This window comes from Paenibacillus tianmuensis, assembly GCF_900100345.1.
GTDB lineage: Bacteria > Bacillota > Bacilli > Paenibacillales > NBRC-103111 > Paenibacillus_G > Paenibacillus_G tianmuensis.
The window spans coordinates 24,616-45,885 of the sequence record NZ_FMTT01000025.1 but is presented as its reverse complement, the minus strand read 5'-3'; the positions used below and the strand labels follow the sequence as shown (position 1 = coordinate 45,885).

The window sequence follows — 21,270 nt, the reverse complement described above, 5'->3', positions numbered from 1 at the left end:
TATATGAATCTAGATTTAAGAGTGACAGGTTATAATTGATCCAGAAAAGGGTGTGACTAGGTCGCGCCCTAGCTTGCTGTGGAGCCTAAAGCAAGAGTGCCCACATCTTTTCTTCAAATAATAGCGCGTAAGGACGGTAAAAATGAGTAACAGACAAACCAAAACAGACGTTATCTTAATTGGTGCTGGAATCATGAGTGCAACTTTGGGAACGCTGCTGAAGGAATTAGTACCGGACTGGAACATTACAGTTTTTGAGAAGCTCGCAACCGCTGGAGAGGAAAGCTCTAACGAATGGAATAATGCGGGAACGGGGCATGCTGCACTGTGCGAGCTAAACTACACCGTCGAAAAACCGGACGGGTCCATAGATATTAGCAAAGCTATTAAGATTAATGAAGAGTATCAGGTTTCAAGACAGTTTTGGTCTTATCTTGTCAACAGCAATCTGATACGTAATCCGCAGGACTTTATCATGCCATTGCCTCATTTGAGTTTGGTAGAAGGGGAACAAAATGTAACGTTTCTAAAAAAACGTTTTGAAGCGCTGTCTGACAATCCTCTGTTTGAAGGGATGGAATTTTCCGATGACCCGGGAAAACTGATGGAATGGATTCCGTTGATTATGAAAGGCCGGACCTTAAATGGACCTATGGCGGCCACAAGAATCGAATCCGGAACGGATGTCAACTTTGGCGCTTTAACGCGTATATTGTTTGACCACTTAAAGAATAAGAACGTCGATATCAAATTCAAACATAGTGTGGATGATATGAAACGTACTAGTGACGGCTCGTGGGAATTGAAAGTGCGAAATGTCGATAACGGTACCGTCGAACACCATACGGCAAAATTCGTCTTTATCGGCGGGGGTGGAGGAAGCTTGCCTTTACTGCAAAAATCCGGTATTCCCGAAGGGAAAAATATTGGAGGATTCCCGGTAAGCGGACTATTTATGGTGTGCAACAATCCGGATGTTGTCGAACTGCATCATGCCAAAGTATACGGGAAAGCTAAAGTTGGCGCTCCTCCCATGTCTGTTCCGCATCTTGACACAAGATTTATCGACAACAAAAAATCGTTGCTCTTTGGACCGTTTGCCGGCTTCTCGCCCAGGTTTTTAAAAACCGGTTCCATGTTTGATTTGTTAGGTTCCGTAAAACCGAATAATGTCTTAACGATGTTGGCAGCAGGCGCAAAAAACGTTCCATTGACGAAATACCTGATCCAGCAAGTGATGTTATCGAAAGAACAGCGTATGGAAGAGCTGCGCGAGTTTATCCCGAACGCCAAAAACGAGGATTGGGATATCATGGTAGCGGGCCAACGTGTGCAAGTGATCAAAGATACGGCTGCTGGCAAAGGAACGCTTCAATTCGGTACGGAAGTGATTAGTGCCGACGATGGCTCGATCGCAGCATTGCTCGGCGCTTCTCCGGGAGCTTCGACCGCCGTTTCCGTTATGCTTGAGTTAGTGAAAAGATGCTTCCCGCAGCATTTAAAAGCGTGGGAGCCGAAATTAAAAGAAATGATTCCTTCTTATGGCGAGTCACTATTGAAAAACCCGGAGCTGATCCAAGAAATTCATACTTCGACCGCGCAGACGCTTGGTCTAAGCAAAGAACTGCAGCCTGCCATGTAGACGGTACACAAAAAAAATAAAAATGAGTTAAGCGGCCTTCGTCCTGAATTCCATGGGGCTAAGGCCTCTCGGCTTTGCCTGCAATCTTTCGTAACTGAATTGCCATGAATAACGGCAGGTTATTTCGGGAAAACTTGCAGGGGGCTTAAAAAAGTGCTACGCTTGGGTGGAATGGGCCACATTTCCAAAGGAATTTGGACTAGCTTCACCATCTTCATCATACCTTCATAATATCCTCATCATAGCTTCATGATCCAAACGCCAGTCTGCCTTATTATATATACATAAGCAAAATCTCAACCCCATATCTAAGGAGGAAAAATCAGTATGTCTCTCATCGGAACAGAAGTAAAACCATTTAAAGCATCGGCTTATCAAAACGGCAAGTTTATTGATGTAACGGAAGCTGACTTCAAAGGAAAATGGAGCGTTGTTTGCTTCTATCCGGCGGACTTCACGTTCGTATGCCCGACAGAGCTTGAGGATCTGCAAAACCAATATGAAACGTTGAAAGGCCTCGGCGTTGAAGTATATTCCGTCTCCACGGATACTCACTTTACGCATAAAGCATGGCACGACAGCTCCGAGACGATCGGCAAAATCACTTATATCATGATCGGCGATCCTTCGCATACGATCTCCCGCAATTTCGACGTATTGATCGAAGCTGACGGTCTGGCGGATCGTGGTACGTTCATTATCGATCCGGACGGCGTGATCCAAGCTCTTGAGATTAATGCAGGCGGTATCGGCCGCGATGCAAGCATTCTGGTGAACAAGATCAAAGCTGCTCAATATGTTCGGAACAATCCGGGCGAAGTATGCCCTGCGAAGTGGCAAGAAGGTTCCGCAACGCTGAAGCCGAGCCTCGATCTTGTCGGAAAGATCTAAGGAGTGAAAACTTATGGCACTGGACGCAGATATTAGAGCACAACTAAGTCAATACCTGCAGCTCATGGAAGGCGATGTGCAGATTCAAGTGAGTGCAGGGTCCGATGCCGTATCCCATGAAATGCTGGAGCTGGTGGATGAAATCGCCAGCTTATCCTCCAAAATCACGGTGGAGAGAACCGAATTGTCCCGAACGCCGAGTTTCAGTGTGAACCGTGCGGGGGAAGATACGGGGGTTGTTTTTGCCGGTATCCCTTTAGGACATGAGTTCACTTCCTTGGTGCTTGCGCTGCTGCAAGCGAGCGGAAGGCCGCCTAAGGTGGAACAGCATCTCATCGATCAGATCAAGAACATCCGCGGCGAATATCGCTTCGAGACCTACATTAGCTTGAGCTGTCACAATTGTCCCGACGTCGTGCAGGCGCTGAACGTCATGAGCGTCCTAAACCCTGGCATCTCGCATACGATGATCGACGGTGCGGCATACAAAGCTGAGGTCGAGAGCAAAGACGTCATGGCCGTGCCTTCCGTTTTCCTCAATGGCGAATTCTTCGGCGGCGGTCGAATGTCGATTGAAGAGATTCTCGCCAAGCTGGGGACGGCTCCCGACGCATCCGAATTTGCGAACAAGGAGCCGTACGATGTGCTTGTCGTCGGAGGAGGTCCCGCCGGCGCCAGCGCTGCGATCTATGCGGCACGCAAAGGCATTCGTACCGGGATTGTCGCCGAACGCTTCGGCGGTCAGGTCATGGATACTCTGGGCATCGAAAACTTCATCAGCGTCAAATACACCGAAGGCCCCAAGCTTGTGGCAAGCCTTGAGGAGCATGTCAAAGAATATGGCATTGACGTGATGAAGCTCCAGCGCGCCAAGCGCTTGGAAAAGAAAGATCTCGTCGAAGTCGAACTCGAAAACGGGGCTGTGTTACGAAGCAAGACCGTTATTGTTTCCACCGGTGCGCGTTGGCGTAATGTCGGCGTTCCCGGCGAAGCGGAATTCAAGAACAAGGGCGTAGCCTACTGCCCTCACTGTGACGGTCCCTTGTTTACAGGGAAACACGTAGCCGTGATCGGCGGCGGCAATTCCGGTATCGAGGCGGCCATTGATCTTGCAGGTATCGTGAAGCACGTGACGGTGCTGGAGTTCATGCCCGAGCTGAAAGCCGATGCCGTCCTGCAGAAGCGGCTCTACAGTCTCCCGAACGTGACGGTCGTCAAGAACGTTCAGACGAAAGAGATTACCGGCACAGACAAAGTCAATGGGATATCCTACATCGATCGTGATTCGGGAGCGGAGCATCATGTCGAATTGCAGGGCGTGTTTGTTCAGATCGGACTTGTTCCTAATACGGATTGGTTAGCCGACACGGTTGAACGCACGCGCTTCGGCGAGATTGTCGTAGACCGTCATGGCGCTACGAACGTCCCCGGTGTGTTTGCTGCAGGCGATTGTACCAATAGTCCCTACAAGCAGATTATTATTTCCATGGGATCCGGTGCAAATGCAGCCTTAGGCGCATTCGATTATCTCATTCGAAATTAATACATTTTGCGTATACCCAGAAAGGCCCCTATTTAGGGGCTTTTTTGCGTATAGATTCGGATATGATGAGAGGAAAGGAACGAACAGTGAAAAGCATATTGTTCAAGTATATGACGAAATTTACCACTCTTACCGACGAGGAACAACAGGCAATCGCTGAAGATATTCATGTGAAGGAAGTTAAAAAGGGAACCGTGCTCCTCAGACAAGGGGATGTCTCCACAAAATGTTATTTTGTACTGAAGGGATGTGTAAGGCAGTACTCGATCGACGAAGCGGGAAAAGAAGTCACATCCAATTTCTACACAGAAGAGCAAGCAGTCTCGATTTTCAATCGTCATCAATAAAATAGGCCATCTGCGTACACTTTAACTTGTCTGGAAGACTGTGTATTGGTTGTTGGCGATCTTGATGCCGAAAAGGACATGCTTCACAAACACGCCCAATTGGAAACCATGATACGCAAGATGGTAGAAGAAAACCTGGGCGAGGTACAAGATGAATGGACTTCATTTATCGCGTCTACGCCTGAAGAACGCTACAAAGCGATATTACAAAAAAGACCTCATCTCGTCAGTCGTGTGCCTCAGCATCAATTGGCGAGTTATCTTGGTATGACTCCGGAGTCATTAAGTAGAATCAAGAAGCGGGTCCATACCAGCGATTTTTAGGAAAGCTCTCATGCATTTTTTGGGAGTTTTCCTCATCTAAGTAGCAGCCATATCCCAAAGCCCAGTTCTCCGGTAATCATGGGTATAGCAAATACAAGATTAAGTATCGCAATAGCCCCGTCATATGGGGAAAGGAACGTTTTGCTTAAGTGAATGACCATATAGCCAATTGCAGCAAGCAGCAATAAAATGCCGATCGCTTTAGGAATGCGGTCTGATTTGAAAGCCACATAGCCCACAATCAACAGATGTCCTCCAAAAACGACCAAACCGATAGACCAAATCGATTCGAACGCTTCAAGAAATAGCATCATAAGGGATTGAATTTGCTCCATGCTGAATGAAGCTAAATAGGTTGCAGGTCCCGAGAGATGCAGCGCAACGATCAAGTTCAGGATGGCCATTCCCAGGATCGTCGAATAGGTGAGACGGAGCCATGCACCGAGCAAGGAAAGCGTTGTATTCATTGGCTTCATGAAGATATAGAGAGCCCATGCGACGATAATGTCACTTATGAGGATGATGACCCACCCGAAAATTTCGGCTTTGAAAAGGCTGGTTGATGACATGATGTTGTTAAACGTGGTGCCGGCATCGCCCTTTACCACAAGGCTCCCATGGACAAAACCATAGGAAAAAAATGAGGCAAGCGCCATGATGATAAGTGAAATACCCGCGGTGAAAGCAGATTGCCGCTCATTGGATCGTTCTTTTACTGAGATAGCCATAAGATAGCCTCCTAGATGAGATGGTTTATTCTCATTTTAATTAGGAGGAGGTGGACTGGTCATTGACTTAAGTCAAGGCCCGTGAACGACAAAACAAGGAGAACGATCTTAAAGTCGTTCTCCTTTACGGATTTATGCGCTATAAGGGGCAATTTCCTCTGTCTGCTCTAGACAGACTTTTTCTTCCTGCCGGCTTCGCTTATAAACGTCGACCCCAGTAACAGGACAGCGCCCAGCATTTGAAATAAGGTCATCTTTTCGCCGATAACCAATGCGGAGATCACTAAGGAAGCAAGAGGATCTATATAGCTTAATACCGCGATACTTTGGCCTTCCAGCCCTCTCATCCCGGAGAAAAACAGGTAAAATCCCACCCCTGTATGCAGTACCCCCAATATCAAAATGAGGATCATGGAATTCCCCGATATCCGAAACAGGTCGAATCCCTCTGTCATCAGAACGTAAGGGATAAGCAATACCGCCGATAATAAAAGCTGGGAGAGCGTGCTCTCCAGCCCGTCCATGTTGCGGATAAATTTGTTGGTCAAGGTCAGGATGGCATAGAAAGCTGCCGCAATGAGGCCATAGATGATCCCGAGCAGATGATGCCCGGTTCCTTCATTTCCACCGCTCTGCACAATGAAGAGCAACCCGAGAAGGGCCGCGCCGACGCATATCATTTTTTTGAGCGAGAGCTTTTCTTTCAGTACAATAGGCGACATGACAATGACCAAGACGGGAGCAAAATAATAGCTTAACGCTGCATTCGCGATGGTGGTTTCCTTATAGGACTGAAAAAGAAAGATCCAATTTCCACCCAAGGCGACGCTGGAGAGCAACAGGACAGGGGCATTCTTTTTCACGTTTTGCCACGAAATGTTCCGCTTGGTAGAGATGCAGATGATGAACAAAAACAAGCTGCCGATCAGGCTCATGAATAAAGCGATTTCGCTTGCAGCCAGATCAATATACTTGGCAAAAACGCCGACAGCACCGAAGATGACCATCGACAAAATGAAATATACTTTTTCTCTCACTTTCTTTTCCCGCTTTCTACTCATATGATGGGGCGACCTAGGTGTCGTCTGCGCATGCATACAGTAGAATCTACGGAAAGGACCACAAACCTCATGGAAGCACCTTGACAGTAGATTCTACTGTTGAGGTACTACTGGCGGGGCAATAAAATGATACATCGTTCTCCCTCCTCCGCAATGTGTAGCCAATGCAAGTAATAAGCTTATTATATAGCTGAAATAGGTACTTTGAAAGTTGTAGGGCAATTTTTACAGTAGTAGAAAAGACTTTAAGAGTAGGTTTATGCTACGATATGGATATTGAAATACGAATATGGAGGGTACCATGGCTAAATTCATAAAAGTAAAAATGTTGAAGAATAATTCACATGGAAAAAAGGGCGAAATCATAGTGGTCGAAGAAAGATATGCCCAATTATATCTTTTCCACAGAAACAAAGCGGTTCTTATAGAAGAAAGCGACAAAAATAAATCAGAGGCGGGTTATCCGATTCCAAAACACTTGAACGACATTCTCATACCGATGGGTACGGACAATAACGAGAATCGTGTAGATGGGGTTGTTCGATGCCTATGCGGATGCGAAACCTTTTCGGTTTCGGTGTACGGCGATAAAGAAGGCCAAGACATTTATGTAGGCGAATATAACAATGACTCTGCGTTGATGATTAAAGCGGAATGTACGGAATGTCATAAAACTCATCTTATATTCGATCTGTCAAAGCACGGTTGGAACGGATTTGTCTGTCATGACGGAGTTACCGTGCCCGATGATGAACTTTTTCCTTGGCCCTGCAAAAAATGCAGCTCGGATGTTCACCATATCAAGCTGACTATCATTTCCGAGGGCAAAGAGGATTACGTTGACAATCTAGGCGATGATATCGGAGACGGTAAAGAATTCAGCGAGGATGACTGGGTTGAAGCCTTTGGATGGATTACGATAAGTCTCACTTGTTCTCATTGCGGATTTAACGATGAACGCTGGATTGATTATGAGACGATGTGAATATATGAGATCGGGGGTACTTCCCATGGGGAGCATCGAAATTCATTTGGAGGGAAACCGTGGATAAAAAAGCGAAAAAAATACTAGTGAGCACATTCTGGTCATCCAGCGGCTGGAAAAATTTTCCGAATATTCCGAATACCTTTGCTGGAGAGGATTTCCTTTATGCCAAAAGTAAAGGGCTGATGTTCGATCCTATCACGATTACGCATGATGAATTGGTTAACCGGCTGCACGAATTGCATCAGACGGTGACCAAAGAACGGGTAGCCGCTGCGTTCCTGCATAGTCTGTCTACGAGAAAAGTTCATCTGCGGAGCGCCCTTTCGAGCTGGGCCCGGACTTCCCAACTGCCTCTGCATACCTACGGACAGCGGAGTGTCGTACGGCCGAATTACAGCAGTTGCGGGGATTGCAATTTCCATGGTCTGATGTCAAACCAGGATTATGTAAATGAGGATTTAAACGTGCTGAATTTCGAGCGGGTCAAATGGGGAGGCGTTCGCTTGAACAAGCTTCTTTACTGCTGGCTGGATCTCGAATTGTTCCGCAAGGAAGAGGAAGAATTCGAGGTTACCGGTGAGGATGCTGCCATGCTTAGCCAGATGACCGAAGCGATTCAGAACTGTGCCGAACATGAAAGCGCCCGGCAATTGGAGAAGCGCTGGAAGGACGCGTTTCCTTCCAGCAAGAATGAGCGGGATAAGACGATGGAAATATGGGGATTTGCCGGATTGCTGGCGCAGCGCGATACACCCCGCAAGCTCCGGGGAGGGGGTAATGATTTTAACTCCGTAGCCGGTTGGCAGGGAAGTGACGGGTATTCTCGGGAAGCGCTGGAATTTTACTTCGGCGCGTTTCTGTAAGTTTGTTCTAATCGACTAACGAAAAGAGGCAGAGTATGGAGAAAAATCTATTGGAGCAGAGCAGCAAGAACGGAGCGGGAAAAGTCCCCTTTGAAGGGTTTGACTTGACGAACTTTTGGAAAGATAGCGATTACGCTTTAAAAAATTACGTCAGCGAGCCGCCTACGGACGAGCTTATTGCTTCAATCGAACAGGAACTGGGTTATAAATTGCCGGCCTCTTACATTGCGATGATGAAGTTACATAACGGAGGTTTGCCGATTAACACTCGCTTCCCTACAGAGGAAGCAACGTCTTGGGCGGAAGACCATATTGCGATTACGGGGATCATGGGGATCGGGTGCAAAAAGTATTATTCCCTCTGCGGAGGGGTAGGCAGCCAGTTTATGATTGAAGAATGGGGCTATCCCGACATTGGCGTGGTCATTTGCGATTGCCCTTCGGCCGGTCATGATGTCGTGATGCTGGATTATCGGAAATGCGGCAGGAATGGGGAGCCCGAGGTAATCCATGTTGATCAGGAATGCGATTACGAAATAACATTTTTGGCTGAAAACTTCGAGGCCTTTATCCGGGGATTGGTGCATGAGGATTTCTATGACACCTCCGAGGAGGATATGCAGGAGGACTTGCGGAAAGTAGCCCATGAGGAATTTTCCCCGCTGCTTTCGGAGTTGTGTGCCCGCGTCACCGAGGTCGATAACATGGAGGAGATCATCCGTGCGATTTGTACCCGAATTGTAGAGGAAAAGGGGTACTTCGCTTTCCATGCGGACGAACTTTCTACGTTGATGTATGACCTGCAATTTTGGCTGTACACCAAGTCTTACCCCGATACAAACCGTCAACAATATCTGAATGCTTATGAGAAAATCATTGCTTTTGGCGGGTCGTTTAGCACGGGTGGGTATGCTCTCGGCTTTATCTCGGACTGGATGGACGATCGAATACGGCAAGGCATGATTGTCGGAACCAACGATGCCCTTGCATTCACAGATACGGCAATAGAGCAATTGCTAGAAAAGATAAAGGTATATGGCGGTAGAGCGGACGAATAACGAAAATGCAGGGGACACAAGCTCCCCTGCATTTTTGCTGTCTTATTCTTTATAAAAGCCGATTTTAAACATTTGATACCAATCTTCCAGTTTGTTTTCTGGCATTACTTGCAAATATTTAAGAATTTCTTTAGCAAATTCAACTGCTGATGTTCCGTTAGCAGTAATCAATCCATCTTTTGAAACAACTTGCTTTTCAATAAAATGCTTCGAGCCTTTGTAGCTTGGTGCATACTCCTCTAAATAGGCTAGTGAATTGCCTGTATGCTCTTTATCATCCAAATATCCTTTATCTGCTAAAAAAGTACACGCATCACATATCGCCGCAATCGGAATACCTTCTTTAATGCATAAATCAACAACTTGCTTAACATCATCATTCTCACTTTTCTGCCATGAAGTTCCACCCACTAAGATAAGCATATGAAAATGTTTTGGAACTTCAGCAATTGAATAGTCTGGAACAACCGTGAAACCACCCATTGATTTTATTGGATTTTTATTAACTGCCAATGTTTTAATGATGAATCCGGTTTCTGGTTTATTCAGCTCTGAACAAACGAAAGCACTTTCCCAGTCTGCATAGTTTTCCGAAATGAACACAAGTATTTCTTTTTTCATGCTTTTAGCCTCCTTCGTTGTTTTCCAGATATAATTTTACAGGTTAATAGCTGACAGCTATATGTCAGCGTTATAGAAAGAGAACATTGTTCAAGTTTCACACACTTAAAAGAGTTTATGGCGCATGCTTATGCTTTAATAACATGGATATGTAGAAGGTATCTTTTTCTACAATCAGTTCGGTATGGGCCACAGCGTAATTAATTCCTTCCATGGTGATTCCGTTTACTAGTTTTGTCAGACGAAGAAATTCTCCAATGTCGGTAACGTAAATATCTGCCGCTGTGTCGTCGGGGTATATGCATAATACTCTAATGGTATTCAGTCCTTTCTTTTTGAACCCTAAACAAACCATAAACCAGCAAGTCGATTATTCCAAGAGACGATAGAGCTTGTTTTATTAAATATAAACCCTAAAGGGATATATTCCCTCTCGGGAATCATCCCCGAAGGCTTCAATTCTTTGTGATATTTTTGAGCCATTCCATATAATCCTCCCCTATATCTCTAGATACAATCCTCGATATCTCCATATAGACTCCAGATTAGTCCTGTACATTAGAAATATCAGAGGAGGTTAGTAATCATGAATTTTATCAAACGGGCTTTTTTAAGTATACAAGCAAGAAAGGGAAAATCTCTTATCTTATTTGCTGTATTTTTAGTTCTTACCAATTTAGTGTTGGCGGGATTCGCCATTCAAAATGTCACAGGAACAGCGAATGATCTCGCCAGAAAAAAGTTAGGGGTCGATGTAACATTAGGATTAGATGCGGATAAATTTCAAAATTACGTTCAGAAACAGAGAAGTGAAAAACCAAATGAAAGAATACACCGCCCAGAGATTTCTACTGAGGAAGCAGATAAGTTAGCTGAATCATCTTATGTAAAAGATTTTAATTATCTAAAAGATAGTCAAGGAATAGCGGATGACTATACTCCCATTAATGGTGATAACAATGAAAACGCGGTAGGGGGAGCCGTAGGCGGAGGCCAAGGTAATATGAAAATGCCAAATACATTCATTCATGGTGTAAGAAGTTCTGATTTATTGAAAGAATTTACAGAAGAAACGAATAAAATGATTGAGAGACGACCAATAACATCAGAAGACAAAGATAAGAAAGTAGCCCTGATTGAAAAACAATTAGCAGAACATAACAATCTGCAAGTTGGTGATAAGTTAAAGATCAAATCAACAGATGAAACATCGACAGTAGAGTTCGAAATTGTAGGAATTTACGAAACTTCCACGATAGATGGCAGATTGGAAATGGCGCCGCCACTGTTTCATCCATCGAACAAAGTATATGTCTCTTACGAATCGGTAAAAGAATTTTCGGAAAATGAGGAAATGAAGGGTGCACCTATTGATAAAGCCATTTATTACTTGAATGATCCTGATCATATCGAGGATTTTAAAGCAGAAGGAAACAAAACGGGCATTGATTTTGAGCTATTTAAACTAGATGCTCATGATGCATTATACAAAAAAATGGTTGGCCCCATCGAGAACGTAGCATCAACTTCAAAATGGATTATATATCTGGTCTCATTTACAGGATCCATTATTTTAGGACTTATCATTATGTTGACTATAAAAGAACGACGGAAGGAATTGGGGATCTTACTTGCGATTGGCGAGAAAAAAGGGAAATTAATCGGACAACTTTTAGTAGAAGTATTGTGTATAGCTGCTTTGGCATTTAGCTTTTCTATCTTTACAGGCGGGACCGTGTCTCAAAAAATGGGAGATAGTTTATTGCAGAAAGAGGTTATTTCTTTTGACGAGAAACAACAGCAGGGAGCAAATAATTCGGGATTCATGTTTGGAATGAATGATGAGCAAGGTCAAGATGTAGATCCTATAGATAATATTGATATTCGTGTGGCCTCTCAGGATGTGCTGAAGTTAGGTGGATTAGGTCTATTAATCGCAATCTTCTCAACCATTCTTCCTGCATTATCGATTCTCCGATTGAATCCAAAAGATATTTTATTAAAAGATGAGTAGGGGGATGGACATGGAAACTATTTTACAGTTCGAAAATCTGAATTACCATTATAAAAGTAATGGTAGAAAAATAACTATACTGGATAATGTAAGCTTTTCGTTTGAAGCCGGACATTTTTATACCATTTTAGGACCATCGGGGTCCGGAAAAACAACGACCCTTAGTTTAGCAAGTGGATTAGATATCCCTAGAAGCGGGTCTATATTATACAAAGGAACAGATATACAGAAGATAGGGCTGGATTCCTATCGAAACCAGCATGTCTCGATTATCTTTCAATCCTATAATCTCATTACGTATATGACCGCTCTTCAAAATGTAGTTACGGCAATGGAGATTACAGGAGTCGATGTGAAAGACAAAAAAGGAAGAGCGCTTGAGCTATTAGAAAAGGTAGGTTTAACAGAAGTAGAAGCCAAAAGAAAGGTATTACAGCTTAGCGGCGGTCAGCAACAGCGTGTAGCCATTGCTCGTGCATTATCTTGTAATGTGGATTTATTAATTGCCGATGAACCTACCGGGAATCTAGATCAAGCAACTTCCTTGGATATTATCGAGTTATTTAAAGAACTTGCTCATAAAGACAACAAATGTATCATTGTAGTCACACATTCACAAGAGGTGGCTAAACAATCAGATACAGCGGTGTATCTCGAAAAAAGAAATTTAGTAATCAAAAGGTTGTAAAGGAATGCGAAAAATGTGGCGGCCCGACAAAGCCTTAGTTAGATTCATACAACTAAATGATTAGAATAATGAAGTCTCGGTCTCATTCCTCCTATTTGAAATGAGATCGAGACTCTTTTATTGCTTACTTTATGGATAATGGAATGGTAACTAAAAATTGTACTCCTTGTTCTGTACTATTCATAGAATGCGTAATAGAAAGGGCTTCGAAAATTTGCTTTACAATATATAAACCTAAGCCACTCCCTCCCGTATTTCGATTTCTTGATTTTTCGATTCGATAAAATGGTTCAAAAATATGTTGTATATCCTCTTCTTTAATTTTCACACCTGTATTGATGACTTTCATCTGGATGTGGTGTTGTTTTGAATCCTGAGTTAGCTCTATATATACTTTCTCGCCATGCGGTGAATACATAATCGCATTATGGATAATATTTTTACAGGCTTTTTTTAAAAGAATACGATCAGTATACACAGTAAGGTGAGAATCAATCTGTTTAATGATTTGAATGTCTTTTTGAGAAGCAAAAAATCCGAGATTTTTTGTGATAGCATCCATAAATTCCGAGAGATTTACTTCTTCCAATTGTAATTTAAAGGTATGCTGTTCTAGTTTTGACATGTTTAAAATCTCACGAACCAGTTGTTCCATACTTTCAATGATGTGGTGGTTTTTCTTTAAGTATTGGTCACGATTTTGATACGGACCAATATTGTATATCATCCCTTCTACGTATCCTTTCATAAGCGTAAGAGGTGTTTTTAATTCATGTGCGACAATCGCAAAAAATTCCCTGCGTTTGGTTTCGATTTCTCTTTCTTTTTCAATATCGCTTTTTAATTGATAATTCGCTTTTTGTAAATCAAGCATCGTTTGTTGTAAATTAATGGACATCTCATTCAAGCTGTTGGATAACTGCCCCAATTCATCATGGGAACGAACCTCGATTTTTTCGGAAAAATCCAAGTCCGCCATCTTTTGTGCTCCTTGAATGATGTAAAGGAGTGGTTTTGTAATAAACCTCGAATATAAGTAAGCACTTCCTATACCAATAACAACGACAATGATGCTGATATAGGGGAGAAAAAGTGCCAAGACCTGTGAAGCTTCACTAATAGGTTGAAATGTTGCGGACACGACGAGCGTTAAGTTACCGTCTTGGAATTGAATGGGTACGGCAGCATTATATGAATTTGAATTCCCCGGCGGCCTTGTTACTCCGAATTTTACGTCATCAGGTGATAACTTGGAATCACTTCGCATAAAAGACAAAAAAGGAGAATAAACAATGGTTCCTTCTTTATTTTGAAGGTAGAGCACTGCGTTATTTTTTTGTGCGTATTCTTCAAGCAGCGGTATGGCATTTTGAAAAGTGAGATTCTTGGATTTATCAATTATTTCTTCTATTCCGGTTTGAAGCTGATTGGTTTTATGCTTCTCATAAAATGTAGGGAGAAAGAAGTATAAGCTTAAATAAATCAGGACTGCGAAGGCTATTAAAATGAGGGATGTAATAAGAAATAGTTTATAAGTAATCCGCTTCATATTCATCGTTTTTAATAGCTTATTCATCTATTTTATAACCAATTCCCTTCACTGTTTTAATGTAGGGTATACCCAATTTTTTTCGTATGTTTTTCATATGTGTATCAATAATGCGTGTTTCTCCGTAATAATCGTATCCCCAAACTTTTTCGACAATGCTTTCCCTTGTGAGTACTTTTTTCTCGTTTTGAAGCAGTAGTTGTACAATTTCGAATTCCTTTGTCGTTAATGGGACTTCAACCTCATTTACATAAACTTTATATGCATCGGAATCGACTTGTATTTGTTTGAATACTAAACGATTATCCGTACTTTGATCATTGCTTCTTCTCAGTACAGCCTCGACCCGTCTAATTAATACATGAAAAGAAAATGGTTTCGTTATATAATCATCGATTCCAAGATCAAAGCCCTTTAATTGATCCCGTTCTTCTTCTAATGCAGTTAGCAAAATGATGGGTACATTTGACTGATTTCGAATCATTTTAGCAACTTCAAATCCGTTAAGGTTTGGAAGCATGACATCCAAAAGAATTAAATCAAAAGATTGCTTATTAAATAGTTTCATTCCCTCTATTCCATCTGATGCAACCTCAATACTATACTGTTGTGTCATTAAAAATTGTTTGATTAATTCCTGAATGTCCAGATCATCTTCCACCACAAGAATATGATAGTTCTTCAATATATCACCTCTTTTGTAGTATAACCGCGTTATCTGTAGTTTATGTGGAGAAGCATTCGGAGCGTTCAGCGCGGAGCGAAACAGGTTATCCCCATCAAAACTCTACATGATCTCCATTCTAACTCCAGATAGTGATAGTACAATGAAGGCGTCAAGAAAAATACATTTACGAAGGAGATTGATAACTATGAAAAAGAAATTGGCTATTACTGCTGTAGGTGCTGTTTTTGCTCTCGCCTCTTATGGGTCTGTATTCGCTGCTGAAACACCAACACAAACTATTGGAAATGGACAACAGGTAATCCAAGGAAAAGTAAGTAAACCAAACTTCGATGAGGCTACTCGAGAAAAGGTAAAAGCGATTTTGAACCAATCCCAAGCAGGTACACTGACCAAAGAGCAAGTGAAAACACAACTTCAAGCTCTTGGTATCGATTGGGAGATTGATTTCAGTGCAGCTCGGAGCATCAAAGTAGAAAGAAACAAAGTGACGAAACCAGATAACCTCGATGAGGCTGCCCTGGAAAAGGTAAAAGCGATTTTGAATCAATCCCAAGCAGGTACACTAACCAAAGAGCAAGTGAAAACACAACTTCAAGCTCTTGGTATCGATTGGGAGATTGATTTCAGTGCAGCTCGAGACATCAAAGTAGAAAGAAACAAAGTGACGAAACCAGATAACCTCGATGAGGCTACTCGAGAAAAGGTAAAAGCGATTTTGAACCAATCCCAAGCAGGTACACTGACCAAAGAGCAAGTGAAAACACAACTTCAAGCTCTTGGTATCGATTGGGAGATTGATTTCAGTGCGGCTCGAGACATCAAAGCAGAAAGAAACAAAGTGACGAAACCAGATAATCTCGATGAAACACAACTTGATGCGTTTTTTGGTATCAAAGCACAATAGAGATGCTCAGGAGATATGCAAAACAAAGCTGAGAAGGAAGAATAGGAGTTAAGAATGGCGAAAGACGTGTACGGGCTTGATTGCTCTAAACAATCAAGCCCGTCACGTCTTTCGTCGGCCTTTTGAGTTTGTTGCGAAAGATTGATTTCTTCATCTGTGGAGCCATTTTTCAGTGCTTCAGGTATTGCAGCCGGGGCTGCTTCTTTGCTAATCATCCTCTTTTGTATGATACAATAATAAGTTAATAGTCCTTTTTATTAAAAATTCAACTTAGGATGATGATCCAATGAACATTTTGCTTGTGGAAGATGATAAAACTATCGCGTCCGGCCTTGAGTATTCTCTACAGCAAGACCAGTTTTCTACGGTTCTGTGCCATGACGTCGCATCTGCGAAAAAGGTTGTAGCCGAGCAGTTGGATCAGTTCGCTTTATGTCTGTTCGATTTGACGCTGCCGGATGGAAGCGGGTACGAATTGTGTAAAATGGTGAAGGAGCAAAGTGATATTCCCGTTATTTTCCTGACAGCCGTTGATGATGAAGTCAATGTCGTGATGGGGCTTGATATGGGAGCGGATGATTATATTACGAAGCCTTTTCGAATTCGCGAGCTGCTCTCACGGATAAAATCGGTTCTGCGAAGATATCAGAAGCAGCCGCAGGCCAAAGCCATCATCGAAGTAGATCCTATCCGGATCAATACACTTGAAGGCAAGGTGTATAAACATGGCGATGAAATTCCACTGACGGCTTTGGAGTACCGCTTATTGCTGATTTTCGCGAACCATATCGGGCAGATTCTCTCCAGAAACCAGCTCCTAGAACAAATTTGGGATGTGGCCGGGGATTTCGTCAACGACAATACGCTAACCGTTTACATTAAAAGGCTGAGGGAAAAACTAGAGGATGATCCGAAAGATCCAACGTTCATTAAAACCGTACGCGGTTTAGGATATAAGGTTGGTGAATAGCATGCTGCGTAATCGCGAGATCCGCCTCGTACTTTTGTTGATGTGCACGATAAGCCTGGTTATGCTTGCAGCCGCGGCTTTTTTTTCGCTGGCTGCCGTGGTCCTCGTTCTAATGACTTCCATGTTGCTCATTGGTTGCAGCTTCCTGTTTACGAGATTGAGATATCGCGAGATTGAGAAATTGTCCGGCTATTTGCGGCGTATTAGCGGCGGTGACTATTCCCTTGACATCCGGGATAATCGGGAAGGGGAATTCAGCATTCTGAAAAATACGATGTATAAAGTAACCGTCATGCTGTCGGAGCAGAGCGCCTTTTTGCATAAAGACAAAATCCATCTTACCGACGCGATTTCGGATATATCCCATCAGCTCAAAGCACCTCTAACCTCCATGATGGTCATGGCGGACTTAGTAGACGACGCCAAACTGCCTGAAGCGAAAAGAACGGAATTTACGCGCAATATTCGTATCCAGCTCGAGCGGTTGGATTGGCTTGTTTCTTCGTTATTAAAGCTATCGAAAATCGACGCAGGCACCGTACAGTTCAAGAAAGATCAAGTCAGGGTGACCAAGCTTATTGAAAAAGCGTTACAGCCCGTCCTCATTCCGATAGACATCAAAGAACAAACGGTTTCGGTAACGGGCGATGATAGCGTCTCCTTTCTGGGCGATCTGAATTGGACAACCGAAGCCGTAATCAATATTTTAAAAAACGGCGTGGAACATACGCAATCAGGCGGAACCATCGCGATTTCCTTTTCAGAGAACCCGCTATTTACAGAGATTAGGATTGAAGATAATGGCAAAGGCATCCCCAAGGAAGAGATCCCTCATATTTTTAAACGTTTTTATAAAGGAAAGGGTGCTGGCGAGGGCAGCAGCGGCATTGGTCTCTCGCTGGCTCACAGCATTATAACGAAGCAGAATGGAGATATAGAGGTTCAGAGTGAACTCCATAAGGGAACCCAATTTCGGATTCGCTTCTACAAGCAAGTCGTCTAACAAGGGCTAAGTGACTAGACTGTCACATTCAAGTCATTGTAAAGTCACTTGGGGCAGATATACTAAATCCATCGACAAACGGTTGGAGGGTTCAGCATGGAAGTTCTAAGGATCGAACATCTGTCTAAAGTGTATGGAAAAGGTGACACGGCGATAAAAGCGCTTGATGACGTATCCTTCTCGGTGGACACCGGGGCGTTCGTCGCCATCGTCGGTCCGTCCGGTTCGGGGAAATCAACGCTTTTACATATGCTAGGCGGCGTAGATAGACCGACAAGCGGAAAAGTGTTTGTGGACCGTACGGACGTGTACAGTCTGGATGAAACGCAGCTGGCGATTTTTAGACGGAGACAGATCGGTTTGATTTATCAGTTCTACAATCTTATTCCGATTTTAACGGTTGAAGAAAATATCCAGCTGCCGCTCTTGCTCGATCAGCATAAGGTGGATCGGAAACAGTTTGAGGATATTGTGAAGACGTTGAATTTACAAAACCGCTTGAATCATCTGCCCAATCAGCTTTCCGGCGGCCAACAGCAGCGGGTTTCGATCGGAAGAGCGTTGATGAATCAGCCCGCTATCATCCTGGCAGACGAACCAACCGGTAATTTAGACAGTAAAAACGGCAGCGAAATCATTGACTTATTGAAAATGTTCAACAAAAGCTTGCATCAGACGCTGATTATGATCACCCATGATGAACGAATTGCTTTGCAAGCCGACAGAGTTATCGCCATTGAAGATGGAAAGATTGCCAAAGACGAGGTCATCCGGCCATGAACATTATCCATAAGCTAACGCTCCGGCATTTAATGCAAAATAAGAAGCAAACGCTTGTGACCTTGATCGGGGTTATGCTTTCTGTGGCCATGGTGACGGCGGTTATAACGCTTGGTTCCTCTTACTTGGTGTTAATGCAAAAGCAAATGATTCAAGACTATGGAGAATGGCATGTCCTGTACAAAAACGTCAATAAAGATCAGCTCGAAACGATCAAACAGGATGAGGCAACCCAACAATTCATCACTTCCAAGGAACGCGGCTATGCCCTGTTGCCAGGAAGCCAAAATATCAATAAGCCGTATTTGTTCATTAAAGCATTTAATGCCCAAGGCTTTAAAAACTTCCCTATTGCATTGAGTGAAGGGCGTCTGCCTCAACAAGCGAATGAGATCGTCCTTTCGGAAGCTATCGCCACGAACGCCAAAGTCACCTACCGGATCGGCGATCGTTTAGCCCTTGATGTCGGGCAGCGTTCGAATCCTGCCGTTCCTGGCGATACGGATCTTAATCAAAATAAATCATTAAGATTCATCAACGGGACTAGCGCGGAAACCTTAATTCATACAACAACCGAAACGTATACCGTTGTAGGCTTTATTAAACGTCCTTCGTGGGAGCAGACGTGGGCGCCGGGGTATACGGCCCTTACCTATGTCGACGAGAACATGCTGGACACCAACAAAACCGTTGATGCGAGCGTGGTCCTCAAGAAAGTCGATGGCACTGTATTTGCTCATGCCAATAACTTGTTCACTAAAAACAACATCAGCTCGTTTGAAACGAATGAGTCTCTATTGCGTTATTATGGCGTAATGGGTGGTGGGTTAGGCGAAACCTATAGTGCGCTATTCGTCATTGTGGTACTTGTTATTGGTATTGGCTCCATTTCCTTAATCTACAATGCTTTTGCGATTTCCGTCTCGGAACGGTCGCGTTATCTAGGGATGCTGTCGAGTGTTGGAGCAACGAGAAGTCAGAAGAGAAATTCGGTATATTTTGAGGGAGCGGTGATTGGCGTCATTAGCATTCCCTTAGGTGTCATCTGCGGATTGATTGGAATCGGCATTACCTTTCGCTTCATTAACTCGATGCTCGAAGCTGCGATCGGCGTTACGGAAAAGCTAACGTTGGTCGTCACGCCTTCATCGCTCGCAATGACCTGTCTGATCTCGATCGTCACGATATTCATTTCAACGTATCTTCCGGCCCAAAAAGCATCTAAAATTTCTGCTATCGATGCGATTCGGCAAACCATGGATATTAAGCTGACGGGGAAAACGGTGAAAACCTCGAAGCTGGTCCAACTGTTATTCGGCATTGAAGCGGAGCTCGGATTGAAAAATTTAAAAAGAAACAAACGCAGGTATTACGCTACGGTCTTTTCACTTGTCATTAGTATCGTGCTGTTTCTATCCGTGTCCTTCTTCACTTCCAACCTGCAGAGATCGCTTGATCTCTCACAAAAAGGCTATAACTATGATATCGGGGTATACAAGCACGGTGAAGTGGCAACGATAGATCGGCGTTTGATGAAATCGATTGTGTCGTTGGAGGGCGTTACGGATTACAGCCTGATTAAACAGTGGTTTGACGTCTTCACTTGGGTTGCAGAGAAGTCCATTCCCGAAGGTGCGAAACCCCCCTGGGCTCCTGAACAGGGTCGATATAAATACAATATACAAGTAAATGCTTTAAGTGAAGACAAGCTGAAAGCCTATGCCAAAAAGATCGGCATCGAGTACGCCAAGCTAACGAATCCCGATCACCCAACCGCCATATTGATTGATGTCATGACGTATAAAGATAAAAAGGACAAAATTATCGAAATGAGAGGTATCCAGGGCAGAGCAGGGGAAATGCTTGATCTATTCTCCACGAATTCTAATGAGGAATCGGTCAGCAAAGTGGAGCTTGCCGCGGTAACGGATCAATTCCCGATGGGAATTATTCAAAGCAGCAATCAAGTTCATCTTGTTGTGTCCGAACCGGTCATTGACCAGTTAATGAAAAAAAGCAAGGATAAAGCGTATTCCGGACTTTACCTGAGTAGTAAAGATCCTTTGAAAACACAGCAAGACATCGAAGAAATGAAGAATGAGCTGTCTGTCAGGAACATATTTCAAGAAAGACAGCGCTCCGAACAAAGGATTCTGTTATTGTCCGTATTTGTTTATGGTTTTGTGGCATTAATTACAGCGGTTTCGATGGCGAATATTTTCAACACGATTTCGACAAGCATTGCCCTTCGCAAACGGGAATTTGCGATGCTGAGATCGGTGGGGATGACGCCGAAAAGCTTTAATAAAATGATGAACTATGAAAGTATATTTTATGGAATCAAGGCCCTGACTTATGGGCTTCCGGTCAGCGCAGTGATTATGGTGTTGATCTACCGGGCCTTCATGTACAGTTTTTCGTACGGTTTCATCGTGCCTTGGACCAGTATTCTGTATGTGATTGTGGCCGTATTTGTTATCGTGAGCTTGTCCATGTATTACGCGAGTATAAAAGTAAAAAAGGCAAACATTATTGATGCTTTGAAACAGGAGAATCTATAGGCCCTCCTTTTCGTTGCCATGAAACAAAAACGGCAAATCAAAAGGGC

General features: G+C 43.4%; 18 protein-coding genes and 3 pseudogenes. 15 read left to right on the top strand and 6 right to left on the bottom strand.

Annotation, left to right across the window (positions count from 1 at the left end):
- Positions 1-142 precede the first annotated feature (142 nt).
- The 4 genes and pseudogenes from BLO51_RS16710 (at position 143) to BLO51_RS30395 (ending at position 4,747) form a co-directional block, all read left to right on the top strand.
- Complete coding sequence (locus BLO51_RS16710; RefSeq protein ID WP_090673703.1) at positions 143-1,642, top strand: malate:quinone oxidoreductase; 1,500 nt, start codon at positions 143-145, stop codon at positions 1,640-1,642.
- Positions 1,643-1,969: 327 nt separating this feature from the next.
- On the top strand, positions 1,970-2,533 hold the full coding sequence (ahpC, locus tag BLO51_RS16705) for an alkyl hydroperoxide reductase subunit C (RefSeq protein WP_090673701.1): 564 nt from the start codon (positions 1,970-1,972) through the stop codon (positions 2,531-2,533).
- Positions 2,534-2,546: 13 nt separating this feature from the next.
- Complete coding sequence (gene ahpF / locus BLO51_RS16700; RefSeq protein WP_090673699.1) at positions 2,547-4,076, top strand: alkyl hydroperoxide reductase subunit F; 1,530 nt, start codon at positions 2,547-2,549, stop codon at positions 4,074-4,076.
- Positions 4,077-4,162: 86 nt separating this feature from the next.
- A pseudogene (locus tag BLO51_RS30395) lies at positions 4,163-4,747 on the top strand (Crp/Fnr family transcriptional regulator).
- 32 nt (positions 4,748-4,779) lie between these two features.
- On the opposite strand, the gene BLO51_RS16685 reads toward BLO51_RS30395, so the two are convergent.
- Entirely contained in the window at positions 4,780-5,475 is a 696-nt protein-coding gene (locus BLO51_RS16685; RefSeq protein ID WP_090673694.1) for a DUF4386 domain-containing protein, read from the bottom strand.
- A 167-nt stretch (positions 5,476-5,642) separates the two neighbouring features.
- The gene (locus BLO51_RS16680; protein WP_090673693.1) at positions 5,643-6,512 is read right to left on the bottom strand and encodes a DMT family transporter; all 870 of its coding nucleotides are present in this window, start codon (positions 6,510-6,512) and stop codon (positions 5,643-5,645) included.
- A gap of 325 nt (positions 6,513-6,837) precedes the next feature.
- Between BLO51_RS16680 and BLO51_RS16675 the strand changes: the two genes are divergently transcribed.
- From BLO51_RS16675 to BLO51_RS16665, 3 genes and pseudogenes are all read left to right on the top strand, one after another.
- Positions 6,838-7,521, top strand: a complete 684-nt coding sequence (locus tag BLO51_RS16675; RefSeq protein ID WP_167670239.1) for a hypothetical protein — start codon at positions 6,838-6,840, stop codon at positions 7,519-7,521.
- A gap of 59 nt (positions 7,522-7,580) precedes the next feature.
- On the top strand, positions 7,581-8,387 hold the full coding sequence (locus BLO51_RS16670; RefSeq protein WP_090673689.1) for a hypothetical protein: 807 nt from the start codon (positions 7,581-7,583) through the stop codon (positions 8,385-8,387).
- 104 nt (positions 8,388-8,491) lie between these two features.
- Positions 8,492-9,445 (top strand): annotated as a pseudogene (locus BLO51_RS16665) (SMI1/KNR4 family protein); the annotation flags it as partial.
- A gap of 42 nt (positions 9,446-9,487) precedes the next feature.
- Here BLO51_RS16665 and BLO51_RS16660 read toward each other — a convergent pair.
- Entirely contained in the window at positions 9,488-10,066 is a 579-nt protein-coding gene (locus tag BLO51_RS16660; RefSeq protein WP_090673685.1) for a type 1 glutamine amidotransferase family protein, read from the bottom strand.
- 342 nt (positions 10,067-10,408) lie between these two features.
- Complete coding sequence (locus tag BLO51_RS29285) at positions 10,409-10,549, bottom strand: hypothetical protein (protein ID WP_167670238.1); 141 nt, start codon at positions 10,547-10,549, stop codon at positions 10,409-10,411.
- Positions 10,550-10,652: 103 nt separating this feature from the next.
- Between BLO51_RS29285 and BLO51_RS16650 the strand changes: the two genes are divergently transcribed.
- Entirely contained in the window at positions 10,653-12,080 is a 1,428-nt protein-coding gene (locus BLO51_RS16650; protein WP_090673681.1) for an ABC transporter permease, read from the top strand.
- A gap of 10 nt (positions 12,081-12,090) precedes the next feature.
- Positions 12,091-12,768, top strand: a complete 678-nt coding sequence (locus BLO51_RS16645) for an ABC transporter ATP-binding protein (RefSeq protein WP_090673679.1) — start codon at positions 12,091-12,093, stop codon at positions 12,766-12,768.
- A gap of 124 nt (positions 12,769-12,892) precedes the next feature.
- Here BLO51_RS16645 and BLO51_RS16640 read toward each other — a convergent pair whose 3' ends face one another.
- Together BLO51_RS16640 and BLO51_RS16635 are read right to left on the bottom strand one after the other, a co-directional pair.
- Positions 12,893-14,323: a sensor histidine kinase gene (locus tag BLO51_RS16640; RefSeq protein ID WP_090673755.1), complete on the bottom strand. Its 1,431-nt coding sequence runs from the start codon at positions 14,321-14,323 to the stop codon at positions 12,893-12,895.
- A gap of 13 nt (positions 14,324-14,336) precedes the next feature.
- Positions 14,337-15,002: a response regulator transcription factor gene (locus tag BLO51_RS16635; protein WP_090673677.1), complete on the bottom strand. Its 666-nt coding sequence runs from the start codon at positions 15,000-15,002 to the stop codon at positions 14,337-14,339.
- A gap of 187 nt (positions 15,003-15,189) precedes the next feature.
- Here BLO51_RS16635 and BLO51_RS16630 point away from each other — a divergent pair, with 187 nt between their 5' ends.
- The 6 genes and pseudogenes from BLO51_RS16630 to BLO51_RS16610 all read left to right on the top strand — a co-directional run bounded on the left by BLO51_RS16630 (position 15,190) and on the right by BLO51_RS16610 (position 21,223).
- Positions 15,190-15,909: a hypothetical protein gene (locus BLO51_RS16630; protein ID WP_090673676.1), complete on the top strand. Its 720-nt coding sequence runs from the start codon at positions 15,190-15,192 to the stop codon at positions 15,907-15,909.
- A 286-nt stretch (positions 15,910-16,195) separates the two neighbouring features.
- Entirely contained in the window at positions 16,196-16,879 is a 684-nt protein-coding gene (locus BLO51_RS16625; RefSeq protein WP_090673675.1) for a response regulator transcription factor, read from the top strand.
- A gap of 1 nt (position 16,880) precedes the next feature.
- Positions 16,881-17,402, top strand: a pseudogene (locus BLO51_RS31220) (histidine kinase dimerization/phospho-acceptor domain-containing protein); the annotation flags it as partial.
- 81 nt (positions 17,403-17,483) lie between these two features.
- The gene (locus BLO51_RS31215; RefSeq protein ID WP_425415815.1) at positions 17,484-17,882 is read left to right on the top strand and encodes a sensor histidine kinase; all 399 of its coding nucleotides are present in this window, start codon (positions 17,484-17,486) and stop codon (positions 17,880-17,882) included.
- 96 nt (positions 17,883-17,978) lie between these two features.
- Entirely contained in the window at positions 17,979-18,662 is a 684-nt protein-coding gene (locus tag BLO51_RS16615) for an ABC transporter ATP-binding protein (RefSeq protein ID WP_090673671.1), read from the top strand.
- Positions 18,659-21,223, top strand: a complete 2,565-nt coding sequence (locus BLO51_RS16610; RefSeq protein WP_090673670.1) for an ABC transporter permease — start codon at positions 18,659-18,661, stop codon at positions 21,221-21,223. Before BLO51_RS16615 ends, BLO51_RS16610 begins: the two co-directional genes overlap by 4 nt.
- The last annotated feature ends 47 nt before the right edge of the window (positions 21,224-21,270 follow it).

Bases quoted from the DNA above. Each gene is read 5' to 3' on its own strand.
- BLO51_RS16710 (WP_090673703.1), top strand. From the start codon at position 143: ATGAGTAACAGACAAACCAAAACAGACGTTATCTTAATTGGTGCTGGA.
- ahpC (WP_090673701.1), top strand. From the start codon at position 1,970: ATGTCTCTCATCGGAACAGAAGTAAAACCATTTAAAGCATCGGCTTAT.
- ahpF (WP_090673699.1), top strand. From the start codon at position 2,547: ATGGCACTGGACGCAGATATTAGAGCACAACTAAGTCAATACCTGCAG.
- BLO51_RS16685 (WP_090673694.1), bottom strand. From the start codon at position 5,475: ATGGCTATCTCAGTAAAAGAACGATCCAATGAGCGGCAATCTGCTTTC.
- BLO51_RS16675 (WP_167670239.1), top strand. From the start codon at position 6,838: ATGGCTAAATTCATAAAAGTAAAAATGTTGAAGAATAATTCACATGGA.
- BLO51_RS16660 (WP_090673685.1), bottom strand. From the start codon at position 10,066: ATGAAAAAAGAAATACTTGTGTTCATTTCGGAAAACTATGCAGACTGG.
- BLO51_RS29285 (WP_167670238.1), bottom strand. From the start codon at position 10,549: ATGGCTCAAAAATATCACAAAGAATTGAAGCCTTCGGGGATGATTCCC.
- BLO51_RS16650 (WP_090673681.1), top strand. From the start codon at position 10,653: ATGAATTTTATCAAACGGGCTTTTTTAAGTATACAAGCAAGAAAGGGA.
- BLO51_RS16645 (WP_090673679.1), top strand. From the start codon at position 12,091: ATGGAAACTATTTTACAGTTCGAAAATCTGAATTACCATTATAAAAGT.
- BLO51_RS16640 (WP_090673755.1), bottom strand. From the start codon at position 14,323: ATGAATATGAAGCGGATTACTTATAAACTATTTCTTATTACATCCCTC.
- BLO51_RS16630 (WP_090673676.1), top strand. From the start codon at position 15,190: ATGAAAAAGAAATTGGCTATTACTGCTGTAGGTGCTGTTTTTGCTCTC.
- BLO51_RS16625 (WP_090673675.1), top strand. From the start codon at position 16,196: ATGAACATTTTGCTTGTGGAAGATGATAAAACTATCGCGTCCGGCCTT.
- BLO51_RS16615 (WP_090673671.1), top strand. From the start codon at position 17,979: ATGGAAGTTCTAAGGATCGAACATCTGTCTAAAGTGTATGGAAAAGGT.
- BLO51_RS16610 (WP_090673670.1), top strand. From the start codon at position 18,659: ATGAACATTATCCATAAGCTAACGCTCCGGCATTTAATGCAAAATAAG.